The 21,451-nt window shown below is 45.2% G+C and carries 16 protein-coding genes; 4 read left to right on the forward strand and 12 right to left on the reverse strand.

Annotated elements, in window-relative coordinates:
- Positions 1-49: 49 nt before the first annotated feature.
- Positions 50-352: a hypothetical protein gene (locus HDC91_RS03590; protein ID WP_162432184.1), complete on the reverse strand. Its 303-nt coding sequence runs from the start codon at positions 350-352 to the stop codon at positions 50-52.
- Between the two features lie 282 nt (positions 353-634).
- On the opposite strand from HDC91_RS03590, the gene HDC91_RS03595 reads away from it, so the two are divergent.
- Positions 635-2,533 (forward strand): tetratricopeptide repeat protein, encoded by a 1,899-nt coding sequence (locus HDC91_RS03595; RefSeq protein ID WP_183548516.1) that lies wholly within the window; start codon positions 635-637, stop codon positions 2,531-2,533.
- A gap of 8 nt (positions 2,534-2,541) precedes the next feature.
- On the opposite strand, the gene HDC91_RS03600 is transcribed toward HDC91_RS03595, so the two are convergent.
- The 3 genes from HDC91_RS03600 to HDC91_RS03610 all read right to left on the reverse strand — a co-directional run bounded on the left by HDC91_RS03600 (position 2,542) and on the right by HDC91_RS03610 (position 5,157).
- Positions 2,542-2,805: a DUF4342 domain-containing protein gene (locus tag HDC91_RS03600; protein ID WP_162432182.1), complete on the reverse strand. Its 264-nt coding sequence runs from the start codon at positions 2,803-2,805 to the stop codon at positions 2,542-2,544.
- Positions 2,806-2,879: 74 nt separating this feature from the next.
- Complete coding sequence (gene arsN2, locus HDC91_RS03605; RefSeq protein WP_183548518.1) at positions 2,880-3,311, reverse strand: arsenic resistance N-acetyltransferase ArsN2; 432 nt, start codon at positions 3,309-3,311, stop codon at positions 2,880-2,882.
- Between the two features lie 70 nt (positions 3,312-3,381).
- Positions 3,382-5,157 (reverse strand): histidine kinase, encoded by a 1,776-nt coding sequence (locus tag HDC91_RS03610; RefSeq protein ID WP_183548520.1) that lies wholly within the window; start codon positions 5,155-5,157, stop codon positions 3,382-3,384.
- A 167-nt stretch (positions 5,158-5,324) separates the two neighbouring features.
- Between HDC91_RS03610 and HDC91_RS03615 the strand changes: the two genes are divergently transcribed.
- Positions 5,325-5,747 (forward strand): secondary thiamine-phosphate synthase enzyme YjbQ, encoded by a 423-nt coding sequence (locus HDC91_RS03615; RefSeq protein WP_183548523.1) that lies wholly within the window; start codon positions 5,325-5,327, stop codon positions 5,745-5,747.
- A gap of 96 nt (positions 5,748-5,843) precedes the next feature.
- Complete coding sequence (locus tag HDC91_RS03620; RefSeq protein WP_183548525.1) at positions 5,844-6,245, forward strand: pentapeptide repeat-containing protein; 402 nt, start codon at positions 5,844-5,846, stop codon at positions 6,243-6,245.
- Between the two features lie 83 nt (positions 6,246-6,328).
- Here the strand turns inward: HDC91_RS03620 and HDC91_RS03625 are convergent, their stop codons facing one another.
- The 8 genes from HDC91_RS03625 to HDC91_RS03660 form a co-directional block, all read right to left on the reverse strand.
- Positions 6,329-8,800 carry a glutaminase family protein gene (locus HDC91_RS03625; protein ID WP_183548527.1) on the reverse strand — a complete coding sequence of 824 codons (2,472 nt, stop codon included), beginning with the start codon at positions 8,798-8,800 and terminating at the stop codon, positions 6,329-6,331.
- A gap of 56 nt (positions 8,801-8,856) precedes the next feature.
- On the reverse strand, positions 8,857-10,272 hold the full coding sequence (locus HDC91_RS03630; protein ID WP_183548529.1) for a glycoside hydrolase family 125 protein: 1,416 nt from the start codon (positions 10,270-10,272) through the stop codon (positions 8,857-8,859).
- 67 nt (positions 10,273-10,339) lie between these two features.
- Entirely contained in the window at positions 10,340-11,500 is a 1,161-nt protein-coding gene (locus HDC91_RS03635; protein ID WP_183548531.1) for a glycoside hydrolase family 76 protein, read from the reverse strand.
- Between the two features lie 68 nt (positions 11,501-11,568).
- Complete coding sequence (locus HDC91_RS03640) at positions 11,569-12,708, reverse strand: SusE domain-containing protein (protein ID WP_183548533.1); 1,140 nt, start codon at positions 12,706-12,708, stop codon at positions 11,569-11,571.
- Positions 12,709-12,748: 40 nt separating this feature from the next.
- On the reverse strand, positions 12,749-14,392 hold the full coding sequence (locus tag HDC91_RS03645; protein WP_183548535.1) for a RagB/SusD family nutrient uptake outer membrane protein: 1,644 nt from the start codon (positions 14,390-14,392) through the stop codon (positions 12,749-12,751).
- Positions 14,393-14,403: 11 nt separating this feature from the next.
- Positions 14,404-17,745, reverse strand: coding sequence for a TonB-dependent receptor (locus HDC91_RS03650; RefSeq protein WP_183548537.1), 3,342 nt, complete (start codon positions 17,743-17,745; stop codon positions 14,404-14,406).
- 258 nt (positions 17,746-18,003) lie between these two features.
- Positions 18,004-18,954 carry a FecR family protein gene (locus tag HDC91_RS03655; RefSeq protein WP_183548539.1) on the reverse strand — a complete coding sequence of 317 codons (951 nt, stop codon included), beginning with the start codon at positions 18,952-18,954 and terminating at the stop codon, positions 18,004-18,006.
- A 143-nt stretch (positions 18,955-19,097) separates the two neighbouring features.
- Positions 19,098-19,688 carry an RNA polymerase sigma-70 factor gene (locus HDC91_RS03660; RefSeq protein ID WP_162432170.1) on the reverse strand — a complete coding sequence of 197 codons (591 nt, stop codon included), beginning with the start codon at positions 19,686-19,688 and terminating at the stop codon, positions 19,098-19,100.
- A gap of 160 nt (positions 19,689-19,848) precedes the next feature.
- Between HDC91_RS03660 and HDC91_RS03665 the strand changes: the two genes are divergently transcribed.
- Complete coding sequence (locus tag HDC91_RS03665; RefSeq protein ID WP_183548541.1) at positions 19,849-21,393, forward strand: MFS transporter; 1,545 nt, start codon at positions 19,849-19,851, stop codon at positions 21,391-21,393.
- The last annotated feature ends 58 nt before the right edge of the window (positions 21,394-21,451 follow it).

Genomic DNA, 21,451 nt, shown 5'->3' on the forward strand with positions numbered 1-21,451 from the left:
TTTAAAACACAAATAACCGCATCAATCTATAGGTTTTCTTTTTAAATGCTTAGTAAACGGTGTCGGGTGCTTTGTAATCAAATATAAAATCTACAATTTTTTTCAGTTCGGGTATTTTAAGCTTAGTGCCTTTGTATTCCCATTTTTCCCGTTCCTTATCTATGCTTATTTCGCCCAAAAAGTTCGGGTCATTTTTATCAGTAGGTTCGTTGGGTATTTCTTTATGAGACAGCCTGTTCAAAAATTTCGCGGCAAAAATTTTATAGGCTCCGCTTCCCCAAACACCTCGTTCTGTAACTATTTCAACCTGCTTTTCAGGTTCATTTTCAGTACCAACTTTTAAAATTACCATATTGCTTTAAGATTATATTGTTATGACAAAACTTCCGCTAAGTTGTTTGCGTGAAATTAAGATTTTTTTTACAAAATAGCATCATGCGGACGTCTGATTTCGCCGCAGCTTTTAATCAAACATTTGTCACTTTTGAGTATGATATCGGGTAAAAAAAATCCAAAATATTATATTTGAGACCGTTTGAGTTTCTATTCCCCAACAGCTATAACATTGAAGGTGCATTTGCAAATCTCTGCAAGCCGTTTTACCAGTATTATTTTATCAATACTGTTTTTAACAGTGTCATGCATTTCACGCTCGCAACCCGTGCCTGCCAAGCCGGACGATACCATTGATTACTACAATAAGCTGGTGTTGCGTTACCGTTATGATAAACCCGACTCGGCAACTTACTTTGCTAACCTGGGCCTTGAGGTTGCCAAACGCTTAAAAAATTTGCGCGGGCAAGCTTTAATGCTTAACCAGTTAGGCATGATAGCCGACAATGTTGGGCAATTTGACAGTTCGCGTACCAAATATCTGGACGCGCTTAAATTATACAAGCAAATTGGCCACACCACGGGAATGGCTACAGAAAACATACGACTTGGCGTGGTTGAGATACGCAACGGGCAGTATGATAAGGCCATCGGCTATTTTCTACAAGCCCTTGACCTTAGCCAGCATAATGGTAACCTGGCGGGGCAAATGGAAAGCTATATTACCCTCGGCGAAGCATTTGCCGCGCAAAAAAAATATACTGAAGCTATCAGGTATTATAAAGTTGCCGAGGGTTTAAACAACAAATTGCCTTTTTCTAACTTATCCTTAAACTTGTTTAATGATATTGCCTCGGCTTTTCGCGAAACCGGCAGGCTTGATGAAGCAAAGGCTTATTTGTTAAAAGGGATAAAACAAAGCAACGTTCCGCAGTATCAGGGGCTGAATATTACGCTTACCAATACGCTTGCATCTGTTTACGCGAAGGCCGGCGATAGGCAAACGTCAATAAAACTGCAGAAATCGGCACTGGAAAAAGCCAGGAAGATCAATAACTACATCCGTCAGATTCAAACGTTAACAGGTTTGGCAACCACGTACGGAAAGGCGGATCCTAAAAATGCGTTATATTACTGGCAGCAGGCCTATAAGCTATCTAAAAGTAAAGGTACCTATAATGAGCAAATAGCCGATTTAAATGCCATCGCCGATATTTACAAATCTCAGCAAAACTATAAACAAGCTTACGAGGCCCGCACAAAACAGCTGCAACTGGCCGACACTTTCTTTTATAAGAAAATGTCAAAACAAATTGTAAGTCTGCAAAACGCCTACGAGTTAAACCAATCTAAGGCGCGTGTGCAGGAACTGCGCTTTGCAAACAACAAAAATAAGTTGGAGCAAAATATAGCATATGCTGTTATTGCGGGTGTATTGGTTATACTTTTGGTGGTGATATTTTACTATTTTAAAACCAGGCGACTAAACCTGCTGCTTAATAAAACCAACGCCGAATTACAGGAGTCGAACACGGTGAAAGACAAACTGTTCTCGGTATTGGGGCACGACCTTCGTTCGCCCTTTATATCAGTTATCAACCTGCTCGAGATAATAGACGATGACCTTGAGCCCGAACAACGCAGGGCCATGCTGCATCGGCTGGAAATAAATACCAGGGCATCTTTAGATACGCTTGACAGCCTGCTTAGGTGGGGGCAAATGCAAATCAAAGGCATCCAGCTTAATCAAACTCATTTTTTTATTGCCCCATTGATCAAACGTTCAGTGTTGTTTCTTTCGGGCGTTGCTGCAGGCAAAGGAATTCATATTCAAAGCGATGTTGCAGATGATGTTAAAGTACTTGCCGATGCAGATCACCTGGAATTTATTATCCGTAACCTGCTTTCAAACGCTATAAAGTTCAGCGAGGTTGGGAGCGACGTTACCATAACGGCCGCGTCAGAAAATGGGCTCACAGCAATTACAGTTACAGATAAAGGTATAGGCATACCTGCTGATAAAATAAAGGGGATATTTAATCTTAATAATGTAAGCACGCGCGGCACAGGTAACGAAAGCGGCACTGGCCTTGGGCTTTTATTATGCAAAGAGTTTGCTGAGGTAAACCACGGTAGCATACAGGTTACCAGCAAGCAAGGCGAAGGTTCGGCGTTTACAGTCACGCTTAAAACTGCGTGATAAAGGGCTTACCCTATCTCTTCATCCCCCTCGTTCTCCTCGCGTTCTACGGTCAGGCTGCATTCGCCAACAAATAAAGCAAGCGCGCCAACTGCCGCAAGCACGGGAGCAATAACTGCCGCAACAACCCCTACCGATAAAGGGAACGTCATAAGTTCCTTTCCATTTTTATCGCTTATGGTAATACTGGTGATGTTACCTTCTTCAATAAGTTCCTTGATCTTATTAACCAGGTTTTTGCCATGAATGCTAAAGGTTTCTTTCTTTTTCATAACGTATAGACTACTGACAGTCACATAAGTTACAAAAAAATGGAACGGGTTATTTCAAAAATACTTCAAGAGCGTTACAACGATTTTTGCATAGCCGTTGCCGATTCGGGGCAAATATGTGCAAACTCAGATGAGCCTTTTACTTCTTCGGGGATATCCATACGGGCAATATGTTCGTAACCCTTTGTTTCAAAATAATCCCGGGAACTTTCGGTGAAAAGGTATATCGCTTTAAGGCCCAAATCAGCGGCGAGCGCTTCTATTTTATTAAGCAATTGCGACGCGATGCCCTGCCCGCGCCACGCCCTTGCGGTAGCGACAGAACGTAATAACCCATAAGCACCATAAGTTTCCAAGCCGCCAACACCTATTACTTCTCCATTATTCACTGCCACAAAAAAGTTACTGAGCATAACAGCAAGATCGCTTGTTGGCAGCTTCTCGGTGGTTAGCAAGGCGATAACATTATCGCGGTATAGTTCTGCAGGCTTTATTTGAATGTCCATAGCTGTTTTTTACTTAAAGCAATCGCATCGGCGGTTTTGTTTGCGATATATTGAACAGCCTATTATTTGCTTACGAGGCTACGCTTAACAATGGCAGTTCGATAACGTAGGTTACCCCCTTGCCCGGCGTAGCATCAATAGCCAAACTGCCGCCGATGTACGCCACGCGCGATTCGATATTCTTTAATCCCAGCCCTTTGTTGGTCTTCAAAAGGCTATCCTTGTCAAAGCCTACCCCATCGTCCACGATCATCAGGGTAAGTTCGGTATCGTGGTTTACCAACTCGATATGAATATTTTTTGCCCGGGCGTGCTTAAATATGTTGGATATGATCTCCTGCACGCTTCGGTATAACATCAGTGTAGTGGTTTTATCTATCGACATGCTATCCGTGTTCACCCATTCGGTATAAATGTTAACCAGGTCTTTATTATTAAGCCTGTGTATAAACTCCTCAATGGCCTCCCTCAGATTTTTGTTGAGGATATAAGGCGGCATCATACTATGCGACAGGTCGCGCACCTCTTTTATAGAGTCATCCAGCATCTGCAGGGCGGCATTATCTTCATCCGCCGGGCCATCATCTAATTGTGAATATTCCAGCTGCATACGGGCGCTGCAAAGCATTTGACCTATACCATCGTGCAATTCACGGGCAAGGCGCTGGCGTTCGTTCTCTTCGGCATCCATAATAGCTTGCGTGCGCAAATGTTCCTCCTCAAGCATCGCCTCGCGAAAGCGCGCCTGTTGTTTAATGCGGTAGCGGTTGTAAACCAGGTAAAATATTATAGCTAAAAATATAATAGTGGCCAACAAGGCGTATATACCAACCCGGTTACGGCTTAACTCAGCCTTTTGTTCTCTTGCTTTAGCTAAAAGCAGCTTGTTCTCCTGTTCTTTCTTGTCGGTAGCATATTTAGTTTGTAACTCCTCAATGTCTTTATTACGCTTCGCGTCCAGTTCTTGCTGGGTAAGCTCAAGGTAAGTTGTCTGCGCTTCAAAAGCTTCTTTATACTTTCCCTGCATTTTATAACTTACAGCCAGCTGGCTGTAAGTATATGTTTCAAGGGCGGCGTATTTAAGCGCATGCGCCTTTTTTCCCGCTTCTATAAAATAAGGAGAAGCCTCGGCAGGCTTATTTATTTTTAGATAAAGCTCACCTATATTATTTACGGCTATGGCCTCTCCCGTTTTATCGCCTACACCGGCGCGCAGCTGCTTGCTCTCGTTCATGGCAGACAGCGCCGGGCCATATTGCCCTTTTTCGGATAATGCCGAAGCCATATAGTCTAACGCATACGCCATACCAACTTTGTCTTTAATAACTTTGTAGATAGCATAACTTTTGCTGAAGTAAGTAATGGCACTGTCCATTTTGCCGCCATCTAAAAACATCAACCCCCTGTTATTTATTGCCGCGGACAGCCGCTGTTTATTTTTGGTTCGCAAAGCGTAGCTAATTGCTTTTTGGCTGATCTCATCGGCTTCCTTCATCTTTTTCAAACGCAGGTATAGTATCCCCATGTCCGAGTATAGCTCGGCCAGCCCGTCGGTAAAATCTGCAGCCTGATAAAGTTTTTCGGCTTCGATATACCAGCGTAACGTTTTATCGTGGTTGCCAGAAAGGTAATTGCCCATGCCTATCATAAAGGCAGCTTCGCCTTGTAACTTTATTTGATTTTCGGCCCTGGCCTGCTCATAAGCGCGTGTTGCAAATTTGACAACCTTAGCGAAATTGGTTGTTTTGTTTACGCGGGCCGAATCGATGAGCTGCCTTGTTGTTTGTGACGATGCACCAATGGTAAGAAAAACGACGAACATCACGACCAGGGGGATACGCTTCATATTCTGTTTTGTATAAATATGATGTATATATAAATAATATTTATGATAATCAACAGATTAGGTAATAAAATACTACATATGTAGTATGCCAAAATCACTATTTTAAACCTGTTTACCGAACTTGTGTGTCAGATACTTGTATTACTATCAGCTAAAGACATCAACCCATGAAAATATTTCAGCAAATAACGCAACTGAAACAGCGCCGGCGCGGTTTTCATATCATTACAGCCGACGTAGTAAACGCCATCCCACAGCTAAGCGAGATCAAAACCGGTATATGCCAGGTATTTATACAACATACTTCGGCAGCTTTATGTATCAACGAAAATGCCGACCCTACTGTACGTCAGGATTTCGAAATGTATTTCAACAAGGCCGTTCCCGAGAATGATCCGGACTATCGGCACGATGATGAGGGCCCGGATGATATGCCCGCGCATTTAAAAGCTGCTATGCTGGGTTGCTCGGTACAGATCCCTGTTCGTAATGGAAGGTTGGCGCTGGGTACCTGGCAGGGTATCTACTTATGCGAGCATCGCAACCACGGCGGCAACCGAAACCTGGTTATCACCGCCTGGGGAGAATGATGATGTGTTTGTCGCTTTATACCCCTTCTTTGACGCAAAAGCACCTTACGCAGGTTGATAAGTTTATGCAGATTTGTATTATCCAATAATATAAATATGAAATTGATAGAGATCATCAACACTGCAAAACAGCTCAACGTGCGCGAGGCCATGCTGGAGAACTCCACAATTAAAACGGCATGCCTTAATGGCTTACAGATGAACGACGTTTCGGCTACCAACATGAAAATATTTGATGCCAACCTTAGCGACCTGGAAATCTGTTACGCGCAATTGGGCGGGGCATATATCCACAGCATAGGGTTACCCCCCGAAGGGCACCCGAATTATGACGCTAACGCCAGGCAACGTCCGCTCAAATTCGATGATTGCTACCTGGCGGGCAGCACTGTAACAAATTGTGATTTAAGCGGCGTTGCCATAAGCGATTGCAACCTTACCGGTACAACCATCAATGGCATTTTGGTAGAAGACCTGTTAAAGGCTTATCATAAGTAACACTTGTATAAAACGCGACGAAGCGCCTGCGGTACTGTTATCATTTAGTACCGGCAGGCGCTTCGTTTACGCTCAATAGTAAATTACTTTTTAAGCCATTGCTGTTCCAACACTTTCATAAAATAGCCGCCCACCACACTGCGCGCCTGGAAACCCACCTGTTTGCCGTTGGTGGTTTCGTGCCAGTCGCTGATAGGTACGCGCGACGATGTTTCGGTAGCGTATTTATAGATAGGGTCTGTCAAGGCTTTAAAATCATTGGCATTATCCGCTAATGTCGCTGTCCATACTATCCAGTCGGACTTTGTGTACGTTTTGCGGCTATCCAGCGGCAAGCCGTATTCGTTTTGTTTGGTAAGGTAGTATTTTATCTCTTTTTCGTAAACCGATTTAGGGAACAGTTTCAATCCTAACAGTTTATCCCAAACCAGGTTATATTTCTGGCTCCAGGTATCGGGCTTTTCAAACACCAGCGAGTAGTGGTCGCCGGCATCGGCCATTTGCATCCATTTAGCTACAAAATCCTTTGCTATAGTATGGTATTTTGCAGCGATAGCTTTATAGCCAAGCATATCTGCCAGCATAGCGTAAGCGCCAATGCCGTTGATGGCTTTTAACGATAAGTTGGCATTACGTGCCAGGTGCCCCGCAAAATCGTCGGTACAAAGCTGGTTTGCCGGGTCAAGGCCCTCTTTGATCAGGTAATTTGTCCAGGTGGTTAAAGTTGCCCAGTGCTTTTTGGCATAATTGGCATTACCCTCGGCCTTTGCAATGGCAGCAACCAGCAGCAGCATGTTACCAGATTCCTCTACCGGCATACCTTCGCCGTAAGTTTGTCCGTTTGCAAAGGGGTACGTCCCCAAGTCATGCGCGGCGAAAGGGTGTTTGAATTTACCTGTTTCACTAAATTCGAAAATACCGTTCAGCATACCTTCGGCAAGCTTTGGGTTATAAATTAAGAACAACGGCGCCGATGGATAAGTAACATCAACAGTATTGATGAAACCGCCGCTAAAATTCTCTTTAGATAGCCACAGGATTTCGCCTTTAGGGCTTTGGGTTAACATATGTGCGGCAATAGCTTGCCTGTAAGCAATGGCGCAAAGCTTGGCATATTCTAAACCACCCGCTGCAGATGCCTTCACATTCATAGCATCGTCAAAGGCCTTACATTTAGCAATTACCGTTCTGTAATCGACAGCCGCTTGCTTCAGCTCGCCCAATATGGTTTTTTTACCTTCTTTATTCCACCACGGCCTCAGGTTTTTACCAAAGTATTGAACCGAAAAACCATCATCATACCCTAGTTCGATAAATTTTTCGACAGCGGCACTGCCAACCCTGCCAAACGGGATAACCGTGTTTAAAAACGCCCCCTCGCCGCCTACGGTTGTAGCCGGCATGGATTTACTCGTAAACGCCCCAGCAGTCTGCATATCGTTACTGATAAACTGCGTAGCATTTGCAGCTGCCGGGGCCGCAACGTACAGGTAGCCCCAATCTATACGCAGGTCATCGCCTTTCTTTTGTAATACCGGCTGTTCTTTTGTACCAACCTTTAAAACAGATAGCTGTTTTTGTATATACCGCTGCGCTATAACAGGTTGGGTAGGTTTATTACGCGCCAGATCTGCCGATGCGCCAAAGTAAACCTTTACGTCGTGCGCTTTATTGTCATTTGCCTTTACGCTGTACGTGATATACGTTACCGGCCTCGAGAGCAGGTTAAGGTTATCCATCAGCAACGGCGATGTAAATGTTAGTTTAAGATCGGCGTCGCCACATTTAAAGGTATATATGGTTTGTGTAGCGTTAATGGTAACGCCGGTTTGCTTAGCTGTTTTGACATCCTTATTGATCACCGGTTTTAACTCATCGGCGAAACCGGCATCCAGCCATGCACCGCCGCCTGTGTTAACGCAATGCATAGCCAGCACGTTCTCGCCATCCTTTAGCTTATCTGCAACGTCGCCTTTTATATCAACCGGCAGCAGGTCGCCATTGGCGCCGGGCCCTACCGCTATTTTTTCTCCGTTAAGGTAAACTTCAGCATCGTCGTCATGACGTAATCTCAATATAAGCTTACTTATCGGCTCCGACTTTTTATAAATGAAGGTACGGCGCACCCACAGGTCGCGGGATTTCCAAAGTGTTTTGGCCATCTTGGGGTCGTCGCCAAATGGTGCCGTACCCGTTTTCCAGGCTTTATCGTTAAAATCGGTTGCTTCCCACCCGTCTGCCGGTTTGCTTTCGGTATATTTTGCGGTATATGGCTTTGTTTCGCCATCGGGCACTAAAGTTCTGTAACTTACCGGCATTTTACCCATAAACCTGTACGTTTCGCCATCTACTTTTATCAATCCCAACATCGATTGGTTTTTGCCCGTCCAGTGGCGGGTGGTAGATTCGTTCAGGTCGTCAAAAAACGACCACACGCTAAAATAGGTATTGTGCGTAATCAGCGGATAAGCGGGCGCCTTTGTAGCTTGTGCATGGGCAAAGCTATTCGCAAATACCCCTGCCATCAGGCAAACGGTCTTTAAAATGTTTTTCATGAATAGATGTTAATGTTACAGTTATAAAGTTTGGTAAATATACAAACTCAATTAGTTTAACCTAACAGTTGAGGCTTTTGCGTATAAGTTTCCCAGAGTAACTCGCCAAAAAGAGTGTTAGCCCAGGCAAACCACTTACGGGTAAATTTTGTAGGATCGTTTTTATGGAACGACTCGTGCATAAAACCTGTACCGCCGTGCGTTTTGCGCAGCGTTTCAATACATTCCTTTATTTCGGCATCGTTGTTACTGGTTATAGCGCGTATGATGATGCTTATAGGCCATATCATATCCTTGCCGATATGCGGCCCGCCAATCCCCTCGCCTGCCGTGCCCTTAAAAAAGAAAGGGTTGTTTAACGACAATAACATCTTGCGAGTATTGATATAAACGGGATCGGTGTTTTTTACGGCATCAAGGTATGGCATGCCTAATAAACTCGGCACGTTGGCATCGTCCATCAGGTTGTAACTGCCAAAACCATTCACCTCGTAAGCGTATATTTTTCCGTAATCCGGGTGGTCTATTACAGCATTTTTTTGCAGCGCGGCGTCAACCTCGTTTGCAAGTGCAAGTAATTCGGCGGCTAAAGCATCGTCCTTTGAGATACTTTTCACCATTTCTGATGCCTGTTTTAAGCTGGTTACCGCGAAGAAGTTTGACGGCACCAGGTACGAGTAAATGGTAGCATCATCACTGGGGCGGAACGCCGAGCAGATAAGGCCATTTGGTTTAACCGGGTAACCATAGCCGTTCATAGGCACACCATCGGTAGCCCACGATGTTCTGCGCTGAAACGAGTATGGCCCGTCGTTTTCTTTACGCTGCTGCTCTTTAAATGTTTTCAGGATGCTTTGTATGGCGGTTTTCCACCGGGTATCAAAAGGCGATGTATCGCCGGTGAGTTTCCAGTATTTATAGGCCAGGCGTATAGGGTAACAAAGCGAGTCGATCTCCCATTTGCGTTCGTGCAGGCCGGGTTTCATGTCGGTGACATCATCCTTCCACTCACCTACTTTGTTAGGGTCATCATAAAAGGCGTTGGCATATGGGTCGCGCAGGATACACGTTACCTGGCGGTTTATTACGCCTGCAACCAGTTTTTTAAGGTCGGCATCTTTATTTATAAAAGCAATGTAAGGCCAAACCTGCGCACTGCTGTCGCGCAGCCACATGGCGTCGATATCGCCGGTAATTACATAGGTATCGGGCTTATTATTGACAAGCTTATAGGTAACCGTTGTGTCCAGCGTGTTTGGGAAACAATTTTCGAAAAGCCATCCCAGTTCGGGGTTTTTAACTTTCGATTTAAATTCGGCTATCGCTTTTTCAACCGATACACTTTTAAACCTGCGCTGTGATACGGGTACCCTTACCACAGGAAAAGCGGGCTTAGCCGCTAACGAAAATTTGCTCATTAAAACACCGGCACCCAATACCGTGGTACTCCCAATAAATTGCCTTCTCTTCATATTCATAAATAGGTAAATAAAAAAATCTTCCGGACAAATATAGCCCGGAAGATCCAACTCTCTGTGTTTAAAATTTGCCGGCTGCTTTTAACGTGGCTGCGGCTTCCATCATCGTAACCCCGCTTATTTGCGTGGTGAGGTCTGTAGTGCCCGATGGTTTTGATTTCCAGTCGGGGCTAACCATAAGGTCGGGCCTGCTTATCCCTTTTACAAATAAGGTTTCGGCATTATATTTTAAAAATTTGGCGTAGGCTTCGCGGTCGGCGGCAGCAACGTCATCTTTAAGGGTAAGCAAGGTTAAGTACCGTACCAAAATACCTTTAAACAAACCACCGTCGCCCTGGCCTTCGTTTCTCAACAGGCCTCCGGGTGCAATATCCAGGTCTTTTATGGTAGCTGATGCCGTGCGTACAGCGTCGGCTAAATAAGCGGCATCGCCGGTAACGTTATATAGCTCAAGCGCGGCGCCGATAAACGTACCCTGGTTATAAGTAAATTTATTTTTGCTGATCTGTCCGTCATGGTCGCCGTTAATACCATCCCAAACTATGCCGCTGCCCGGGTCAACCAGGGTGGTTTTCAACCACGAGTACAATTCTTTGGCAATGGCCAGATCGTCGGCATTGTGCTGCAAGCGGTAAAGGCGGGCCGCGAAAATTATAGCGGGCGCATTTGCCGGGGTATTTTTATAGTCGAGCTGCGACTTTCTCCAGGCAATACCACCACCCTGGTTATCGTTTTTGCCTGTTTTTATGTCGGTCCATAAGATATTGGCGGCATTCATATAATCATTGTCACCGGTTGCCTCAAAGGCACGCAGGCTTGCAAGCGCCAGCCACTCCATATCGTCATAATACTCGTTCTGGTATTTGTTACCATTGGTAATGCGGGTACCATTCAATAACGATTTCATGCGCTGTTTGTAAATATCGTTCTTGGTGCGCAAGTAAGCGTCGGTAAAAACATCAAGCGTGTGGGCCTGCGGCCAGTAGTTATAATTGGTGTTGCCGGCATTGTTCTGCACAAAATAATTACCATTGGCAGACAGGAATGTGGTGTAAGTTTTCTCCTGCAGCGAATCGGCCGTAGCAGCAAAGGTATAATCAACCGCTGGTGTAGGCTTATTGCCATAAAGCGGGAAGGGTTTGTCCTTTAAGCAGGAAGTAAGCACAACCGGGATAAGCCCGGCCAAAGCCACTTTTTTTATATGTTGGATGATGCTGTTCATAAACTAAAGTTTAACGATGTTAAGTTTGCAAGGCCGTGAGGCCCTGCAAACCAGTTTTATAATACTGATTAGTTACCGGTTACCGTGTGTGTATACTGAGGAACGGTAGCGTTGAATATTACTTTAATGTCAGCAGTTTTATTATCAAAATCGTGGTTAAACTTAAATGTATAATCGTACTGCGAGTTGTTTACCGGCAACATGTAATAGTAAGTTGGCGGTGTACCTGCATTTGCCGCGCTGTTATCAGCATTTGCACTGCCGTAATACTGGGTTGTTGTTGAGCCATCGGCATTTTTGAACGTAAACCTGAACTTGTAACGTTCGTCGCGGCCCCATGATTCCTGGTGGAATACAATTGATTTATCGTTTGCCTCCCAGGTGCCATTGCCTGCATAAGTAAGGTCGAACCATATCTTGTTATCCGCAGAGAACCATAAACCTACGTTGGTAACCTCGGTAGTTTTATACGATGCCACGTTCATATCAACTTCTATCCTTTCAACTTTAGTTGAGCCGGTAAACTCTGTATTGCCGCCTTCTGTAAGCTTCGCGCCATCATACGAGAATGTCGACGGTGTACCGGTAGTACGGTCAGCAAAATGGAAGCTACCTGCTTTTAACGAAGTGAACGCCTCAAACTTACCGGGAGCGGTTTGTTTCATTTTGATGGCTTTGCTCAGGTCATCGCCGCCTTCGGTTGCAGTACCTGTTATAAACAGTTCGGTTGGAATTTCGGTAAAGCCGGCAGGGCGCTCAATTTCAACCACTCGTTTCTGGGTAGAAGCTACGGCGTTAATACCTTTTGATGAACGTACTGTCCAGATAACCTTGCCCGATTCCTGTGGCTTTACACCAGCCAGGGTAGCAATTTTGTTCAAGTCGCTGAACGATGCGGTGAGCTTGTTGTACAAGCCGTTACCATCTGATGGCACCGAATAAAGGGGCTGTGAAAAATCGCCGCCCTCTTTATCGAATACCACTTCATATAAAACCAACCCATTATCTTCTGCGCGGGCCTGCTCCCATTCAAACGAAACAGAGCCTGATGCGCCCGACGCTATCTTAATGTATTTACCGTCTTCGGGTAAAAACAAATTGCTAACCGCAGATACATTTGTGTTACCTATTGTTTTATCTTTTTTGCAGCCCGATACAGACATCAGCGCTACTATACCTGCAACCAGGCAGTAAAAAATATTTTTCATGATCTTAATAAATTATAATTTTTTATAAATATTTAATGAATTACCAGCCCGGGTTTTGAGTAAGGTTGGGGTTAATAGCCCGTTCGTCCCTCGGTATCGGCCATAAATAATTTTTGCTTGCATCAAACGTGCGCAGGTTAGCGCGTATATAACCGCCATCTACACCGGCAGGGCCAAACTTAGCGCCATGCGCCCAGCCATTCAACACGTCGTCGGCAATTTTCCAGCGGCGTATGTCAAATATGCGCAGGCCTTCCATGGCAAACTCGCTGCGGCGTTCGTTACGCACTATCTCACGTAACTCAGAAGCACCAACGGCCGGGAAGTTAAGCGCGGCAGCATCGGTAAAGCCCGCACGTGCACGTATTGGTTTTATAGTTTTATCCCAAACGCCTGCATCAAGCTGTCCAAGTTCCATTTTTGCTTCGGCATACATTAACAGCACATCTGCATAACGGATGAGTATTAAATTAAGGCCCGAACCAAAATCGGCAGGTGTTGATGTAGGGTCATAGTATTTACGGGTATAATAACCGGTTGGCGAGGTAATCGCTCCAGGCGCATATTCATCAAAGTGATGCTCCTGATCCGGGTCTGAACCTGGTTTAGTGTAAATAGTTTGTATGCTGTTATCCGGCTTTTTCCATTTGTACAGATGATATACAACGGTGTAAGTTAAACGCGGGTCGCGGTCAACATACGGGTTGTTCTCGTCATATCCTGAGCCCGAATCGCCCGGTTTTTTGCCGTTCAGCATCAGGTAGCTGTCTACCAGTTCCTGTGTTGGCGCTACGGCGTTGAGCCTTCCGCCTACTGATAAAGGTGCCAGATCCCTGAACTCGGTATACGAGCGGCTGCCCACTGAAGGCGGCAGGTATTGCAGATCGAACATTACCTCGCTGTTATACTCGTTCTGCGGCAAAAACAAACCTTCGTACGATGGGAACAGCGCGTAAGTGCCATTGTCAGTTTTACCGATCAGCTTTTCGCATTCGGTGACAACATCAGCCCAGCGGCTCTCGTAAAGCAGCACCCGTGCCTTTAAGGCAATAGCAGCGCCCTTGGTTACGCGACCCCTGTCGGCATCCGCCAAAGCCGTGTTTACCGGCAGGTCGGCAGCAGCCGCATCAAGTTCTTTCAATACAAAATCAACTACCTGTGCCTTTGGCGTGCGCGAAATGGTCTTCGCTTCGTCAATGGTAAGGTCTTTCTCAATCAGCGGCACATCGCCCCACCAGGTCTCCAGCAAAAAGTAATGCCATGCGCGTATAAACCTCGCTTCGGCCTTCATGCGCGCTTTTAACCCGGCATCCATAGCGGTAACGCGGTCAACATTTTCAAGGAAAATGTTACAGGTTTTTATGCCGTTGTAATGGTCGTACCATTCGCTTTTAAAACGGCCTAATGACGCGTCGTAAGTGCCCGCGGCCAACGATGCTGCATTAAAAGCATCGCCACGGCCCATATACGCATTGTCAGAAAGCGCTTCCTGCGAAAAGAAATACCCGCTATTTGATATTTGTGTATAAGCTGTGTTTAAAACGTTATTTGCTTTATCGGTTGTTGTCCAGTAGTTGGCATCGGTAAACCTGTTTTCGGGCGCAAGGTCAAGTTTCTTGCAGGCCGATAAACTTAATGCCAGTAATAACGCAACCCCTATTTTGTTGATATTAAATTTTTTCATGTTTGTATAGATTAAAGGGTTATATCAATACCAAAACCATAATAAACAGGCAACGGGTACGATCTGCCGCTGTTTGCACCACCCGCACTCACATTACCCCCTAATTCTGTCGACTCAGGATCGATAAACTTCATACCAGAGAAAGTAAGCACGTTTTGCCCGGTAAGGTATGCCCTAACTTTGCGCATGCCAATTGTTTTGGCCACACCCACGGGTAAAGTATAACCTATTTGTACGTTTTTAACCCTCAGGTATGAACCATCAAACAAGTACATATCAGAGCCCCGGCGGAAGTTGTTCTCGTTAGACTGGCTGCCGCTTGCCGCAAGGCGCGGGTACCGGGCATTGGGGTTTTGCGGTGTCCAGTAATCAAGCTGGTGCTGGTAAATAACCTGCGAATAGTTAACGTGGAAAGGCTCAACCTGCTCGCCCCTTACAAACATGCTGCGTTTGCCAACACCCTGTAAAAACAGGTTAAAGTCGAAACCTTTGAACGTCATGTTATAAGTAAAGCCGAACGTTAAACGTGGGAAACCGTTACCTAACACAAACTTGTCGTTTTCGTCAATAACACCATCGCCATTCACGTCTACATACCGGTTATCGCCGGGCTGCACATTAAGGCCTGCCGGCTTAGGGCCATTGTTGATATCATCAAGATTTTGGAAATAGCCATCGCGAACCAAACCAACGTACGACCCGATAGGCAAACCAACTTTGTTGATGATCTGCATCTCGTCGTAACCTTTTAGCTGGTCGCCGCCCTCCAATTTCAACACCTTGTTTTTGGTATCACCCACGTTCAACGCAAAGCTGTGGTTAAAAGCGCCGGTTTTTAAGCGATAATTCAGGTTAACTTCCCAGCCACGGTTTTGTACTTCGCCGGCATTATAGTCGGGCAGCGATGCGCCAAATACGCCGGGAACTACAGGCGGCAGTAAAATATCGCGCGTAATTTTATTGAAGTAATCAACAGAAAGGGTCAACGCGTTTTTAAAGAATGTTGCATCGGCACCTACGTTAAAGGTGGATGCGCGCTCCCAGCGGATATCAGGGTTAGCAAATTTTATATCGGTAGTGCTTACCGGTAAGTTGTTAAACGCATAATATGAGCCTGTTGATACGCCATAAGTATTCAGGAACTGGTAAATACCAACGTTTTGGTTACCCAGTATACCGTATGATGCACGCAGTTTAAGGTCGCCTACTTTATCGCGGTAGTTTTGCATAAAGTCTTCTTCAGTAATGCGGTAACCTGCTGTTACCGATGGGAAAAACGCGTCGCGGTTTTGCTTTGCGAATTTTGACGAAGCATCTATCCTGAAGTCAAACTCGCCGTAGTATTTGTTTTTGAATGAGTACGACGCGCGGCCGAACAACGAGTTCAGGCTGGTTTCTAACCTGTTGTTGTTTGTCGCGGTTGATGATGTTTCAATAACTGTACCTGTAATGGGCGTACCCAGTTCAGGATCGGTATATTTTAACCGCAGGTAATTGCTCTGGTTATCTGTCGATTCGTTTGCAACGCCTAACAATATATCCACATTATGATCTTTTGCAAAGGTTTTGGTGTATTGCGCCAGGAACTGTGTATTGATATAAAGATTTTTGTTATTATCGTCGTTGGTGTTCCTGTCAGATCCATACGTGCCTTTTGGCAGATAGTTAACCTGCATAACGCGGCCGAACATGTGGTTAGAAAGTAATGTACCACCAAATACTCCTTTCAACTTCAGGTCTTTGGTGATGCCCAGTTCGGCTGTAAGGTTTCCAAAAATATTATCGTTATCGCGCCTGCGGTAACCCCCTTTTTCAAGGATACCAAGCGGGTTAAATTCTGCCAGTACATCATTGGTTAAATAATTGCCCTGGTCGTCTTTGATGGGATAATAAGTTGGGGTACGGCCCGCATCAACTATCAAAGTACCGGTGTTATAAGAGTGCTCTTTTATCTCGGTACGGGCGTACGAAAGAATGCTGGTCAGTTTTAAGCGGCCAAACTCGGTGCTCATGTTCATACGGTAGTTGTAACGCCTTAAACCGTAATCGGGTCCAACCAGGTTGCTGCGCTGATCGAGCACGCCGGCTGATACCAGGTAGGTAGATGTAGCATTACCACCCGACAGGCTAAGGTTATGACTTTGCTGAACAGCGTTCTTTAAGATAGCATCTAAAAACCATTGGTTATCGCCCTGAGTTTGAAACTGGCGTATTTGCTCGGGAGTGTAAATTGGCGTTAAACCCGCATTTACTACCGCCTCGTTGCGCAAAATGGCGTTCTCGTAAGAGTGTACCGGTTTGTAACCAACATGTGGAACCTGCACGCCACCCTGCCCATTATAAGTAAGTGAAGCTCCTGCGTTTTTGCTCCCCTTTTTGGTGGTAACCAGTATTACACCATTTGCCGCGCGCGAACCATAAATTGCAGCGCTACCGGCGTCTTTCAACACAGATACGCTCTCAATATCCTGCGGATTTAACAGGTTAAGGTCGCCGCCGGTTATGCCGTCAATTACAATAAGCGGGTTATTATCACCAAATGTACTTACACCGCGTATGTTAATGGTTTGATAAGCACCGGGCTCGTTGCTGGTTTGCTGTATTATTAAGTTAGGTGATGTACCCTGTAAGGCCTGTGTAAGGTTTACCGCGGGTTTGCCTTCAATGGCTTTTGATGTTACCTGGTCAACCGCGCCAATAACATTAACACGTTTTTGGGTACCGTAACCAATAACTACAACCTCGTTAAGCGAGCTTTGTGAGGCTACCAGCTGGATGTTTCCAACGGATGTTTGCCCGTTAAGCGGCACTTCCTTAGTGGTAAAGCCAATAAAGCTGAATACAAGGGTGCCATCAGTATTTGGAACGTCTAAAACAAAGTTTCCGTTAACATCAGTTACCGTGCCTAAGTTGGTGCCTTTAAGCTTTACGCTTACACCCGGTAAAGGCAGGTTGGTATCGTCTACCACCCTACCCTGCACCTTTACTGCTAGAACCGCCTGCGAGGTAATACCTGTAAGTGTTGTAGCGGCCGGTCCTTCGCCTATAACCACAACATCATCAATAATTTTGTAACTGAGGTTAAACGGAGTTAAAACCTCATCAAGCACCTCCCTGATGCTTTTGTTAGTTACGTTAAGATCTACCCTGAACGTCGGCTTCAGTAAATTATCCGCATAAGCAAATTTTACTTTTTTATCGGCCGCAATCTTCTCAAGCGCATCGGTAAGCTTTTGGTTTTTAAACTTAAGCGTTACCTGTTGCTCTAAAAATTTCTGGCCATATGAATTGTTTGCAACCGCTGTAAAACACATCAGGCAAACAACAAAGCAGGCAAGCGAGGTAAATTTCATTAATATTAATACATAACGAACTACTCCATTTGAAAATAGAGATATATTCATAGATTTGAATAAATTAAAGTGTTTGAAATTCAAGTGCAGCGTTCTGAATTCGACCTCTGAAACGTACACTTAATAATAACCCGGCATTTTAATCACCCTGTTTCAAAATCCTATTGAACAGGGTTTTTTTATGTATTTATGTCATCATCTGTTTTATTTAGGTTAATTGATAATTGGTTATCTGTTTTGTAATTGGTTTTTCTTTTGTCAGCAGCCCTTGCCTTTTAAATAATAGCCGGGCCCATCGGCGTATGCCCTGCCCCTCACCAGTTTCGAGATGATCTTGATGATGTTTTGAAGGGATACATTTGTAAAATTGGCTGTTATGGAACATTTTACAAGGTTAGCATCAGCCTTTACCTGTATGTTGTACCGATGATATATGGCGTTCAATACTTCGGGCAGCGGCATATTCTTTACGTTAAAATCGCCGCTCTTCCAGCCGGCAAGCGTATTTACATCAACACCCTTACTGGTAATTGCGCTGTGGTTTGCTTTATCTACCATCACCTCATGTGATGGCAGCAGGAATACTGTTTTAGCAGCCCGTGCAACCACACCAACCTTTCCGGTGGCTACATCAACTTTTACAAACTTATCTTCGGGGTAAGCCTTTACATTAAAGCTGGTACCTAATACCTGTGTTTTGATATCGCCCGTATGAACGATAAAAGCTTTTGTTGCATCGTGCGCTACTTCAAAAAAGGCCTCGCCGGTTAAGGTTATCTGCCTTTTATCGCCGCGGAAAGCTTCGGGGTAACTTAACTTACTGCCCCCGTTAAGCCATACTTTTGTACCGTCGGCAAGGGTTAGGTTTGCCACCTGGCCATTGATTGTAGCAATTTGATGCTGCGCTATCGGAGATATCACGTCAAGCACCTGGGTACGGTACTGATAGATGAACGCAGAAGATGCTGCTATAGCAACCAATGAGGCAGCAACCATCCATTTTTTATTTATACCCGCAGGTTTAACCGGCATAGCATCGATATCGTCGATAATGCGGTTGTATATGTCATTGCTGTTAAAACCTGTTTGCCCGGCTTCCAGGTCCTGATCGTTCAGATCAAGGTCCTCGAAATACCTGGTTACAAGTTTTTCCTGCAAAGAGCGGTCTTTGGCCTGGATTTTTTTTCTCAGAAAAGTAAACTTTCTCATTGGTTTATATGTGTAAGATGCGTTTAGCATGCCTACCCCCTAAGCCGGATGAAATATTTTTTGAGATGAGTGGAAAGGGGAAGGCGAAAGCTAAAAGTCCAAGCACAAAGCTTTTTATGGACTGCTGTTATAGCTTTCTGTTTTTAGCTTTGAGCCAAAATAATTAACGCAGCCACTATCATGGGCAGGTAATCGCCAAGGCCGGTGCGCAGGTAGCGCAAGGCGATAGTCATTTGATTTTCCACGGTTTTTACCGAGATATTTAAACGCGAAGCTATCTCTTTATTAGAAAGGTATTCCTTACGGCTTAACGTAAATATCTGGCGGCACTTTTCGGGAAGGCGTTCTACATTATTTTCGAGTATATTGCTGATATCTCCCTGAAGCAGCCTGCTATCCGTGGTATATTTTTCAGTAAGCATGGCAATGGCCGAAAGATCAAGCGTGGCCCGCTGGGTGCGCAGATACATCAGCACACGGTTTTTAATGGCAACCTTAAGGTACCACTCCAGCGAAGAGATATTCAGCTTGTGTCGCTTTGTCCACAGGTCGATAAAAAGCTCCTGCACCAGGTCCTCGCAGATGGCCTTATCGCGGAACAGATTATATGCTGCCTGGTAAACTTTGGCCGAATATTTTTTGTACAGTGTTTCAAACGCCTTACGGTCGTCCAGCCTTAGCAGGTTTAAAAGCTCTGCATCGGGCCACATTTGATATTCCTTTTGTGGAAGCATAAAATGAGACGGTAGATAGTTTGTATATTGGTAGGGCATAATTACAAAGTATTTTTCAAATAACAAATAGCTGCTTAAATTTCGATACACTAAGCCCCTGTTTTTTATGAGCATACCTTAGCCGGTATTTTGTTAGTTTTACTAAAAATCTTATACTATTATGCCTACAGTTGCATTGGGCAGTAAAGCGGGTAAATGGATAATGGTATCAACCATTATGGCATCGGCTATGGCCTTTATCGATGCCACAGCGCTTAACGTGGTATTGCCATCGCTGCAAAAAAGCCTTGGCGCCAGCGGCACCGACTTGTTTTGGATCTTAAACGCCTACCTGCTGATGCTGGCTTCGCTGATACTCATCGGAGGGGCGCTGGGCGATAAGCTTGGTCGCAAAAGGATATTCATGACGGGTATTTTTATTTTTATTACCGGCTCGGCAGCCTGCGGCTTTGCACCGGGCGTAACTTTGCTTATCGTATTCAGGATGCTGCAGGGTATTGGCGGGGCACTAATGATACCCGGCAGTTTATCGCTTATCTCCTCTTCTATCAACCCGGCCGAGCGCGGCAAGGCCATTGGCACCTGGAGCGCCTTTACCACTGTGGTTACTATGGGCGGCCCCGTTTTAGGCGGCGCCTTTGCCGATGCCGGTTTGTGGCGGTACATTTTTTTTATAAACATACCCATTGGCATAGCCGCCCTTATCATACTGGCTAAGCAGGTTAAGGAGATACGGGGCGACGAAAACAAACAACCCCTTGATGTTACGGGCGCCATTGCCATTGCTTTGGGCCTTGCAGCCGTTACTTTCGGTTTTTTGCGTATACCTGATGTTGGCGCGGGCAACTGGCAAGTGTATACCACGTTGGTTGGTGGCCTGGTTTTATTAACGGGTTTCGTGCTGATCGAAAAACACAGCAAAAACCCCATGATGCCGCTGCAGCTGTTTAAAAATTCAACCTTTAGCGGTGCCAACCTGCTTACACTCTTCCTTTATGCCGGCCTAAGCACGGGCATGCTGTTTCTGAGCTTAAATATGGTACAGGTCCAGCGGTACAGCCAGCTGCAATCAGGCTTAACGTTTTTACCATTTACCATATTGATGATCGTTGTAGCCCGTTTTGCTGGGGCGCTGGCCGACAAACACGGGCCGCGATCATTCCTTATAGCAGGCCCTGTCATAGCAGGTGCCGGGTTGTTTTTGTTGTCCTTTGTAAAACAAACAGCCGGTCCGGCAGATTATTGGACCACTTTTTTTCCGGGAATATTGGTGCTTGGTTTGGGGATGTCGTTTACGGTTGCCCCGCTCACTGCGGCGGTTATGGGTTCGGTAAGCGATCGTTTTGCCGGTACAGCATCGGGTGTAAACAATGCGCTCACCCGGGTGGCTAACGTTTTTGCCAATGCCATATTGGGCGCTTTGGCGGTGCTGTTGTTTTCGGGCGCATTGCAAAGCAGCATCAAAAATTTAAAGCTGAACGACACGCAGAAACAGGCTGTTGTAAAACAAGCTGTTAACCTGGGAAACGCAAAAGCGCCCTCAGAATTTACCGGGGTGGAAAAAAGTGAAATAAACAAGGCATATACCGGCAGTTTTATAACTGCTTATGCCAATATTATGCGGATATCGGCCGGGCTGGGCTTTTTGGGCGCGCTAATGGCAGTAATGCTTATTAAAAACAACGCGGTAAAGCCAGACCAATAAGCCAATTTCTGCTGATATAAATAGCAGAAGCATAGTATTTATCATAAAAAGTGTGATA

This window comes from Mucilaginibacter sp. AK015 (assembly GCF_014200785.1).
In the GTDB taxonomy this organism is placed as follows: domain Bacteria; phylum Bacteroidota; class Bacteroidia; order Sphingobacteriales; family Sphingobacteriaceae; genus Mucilaginibacter.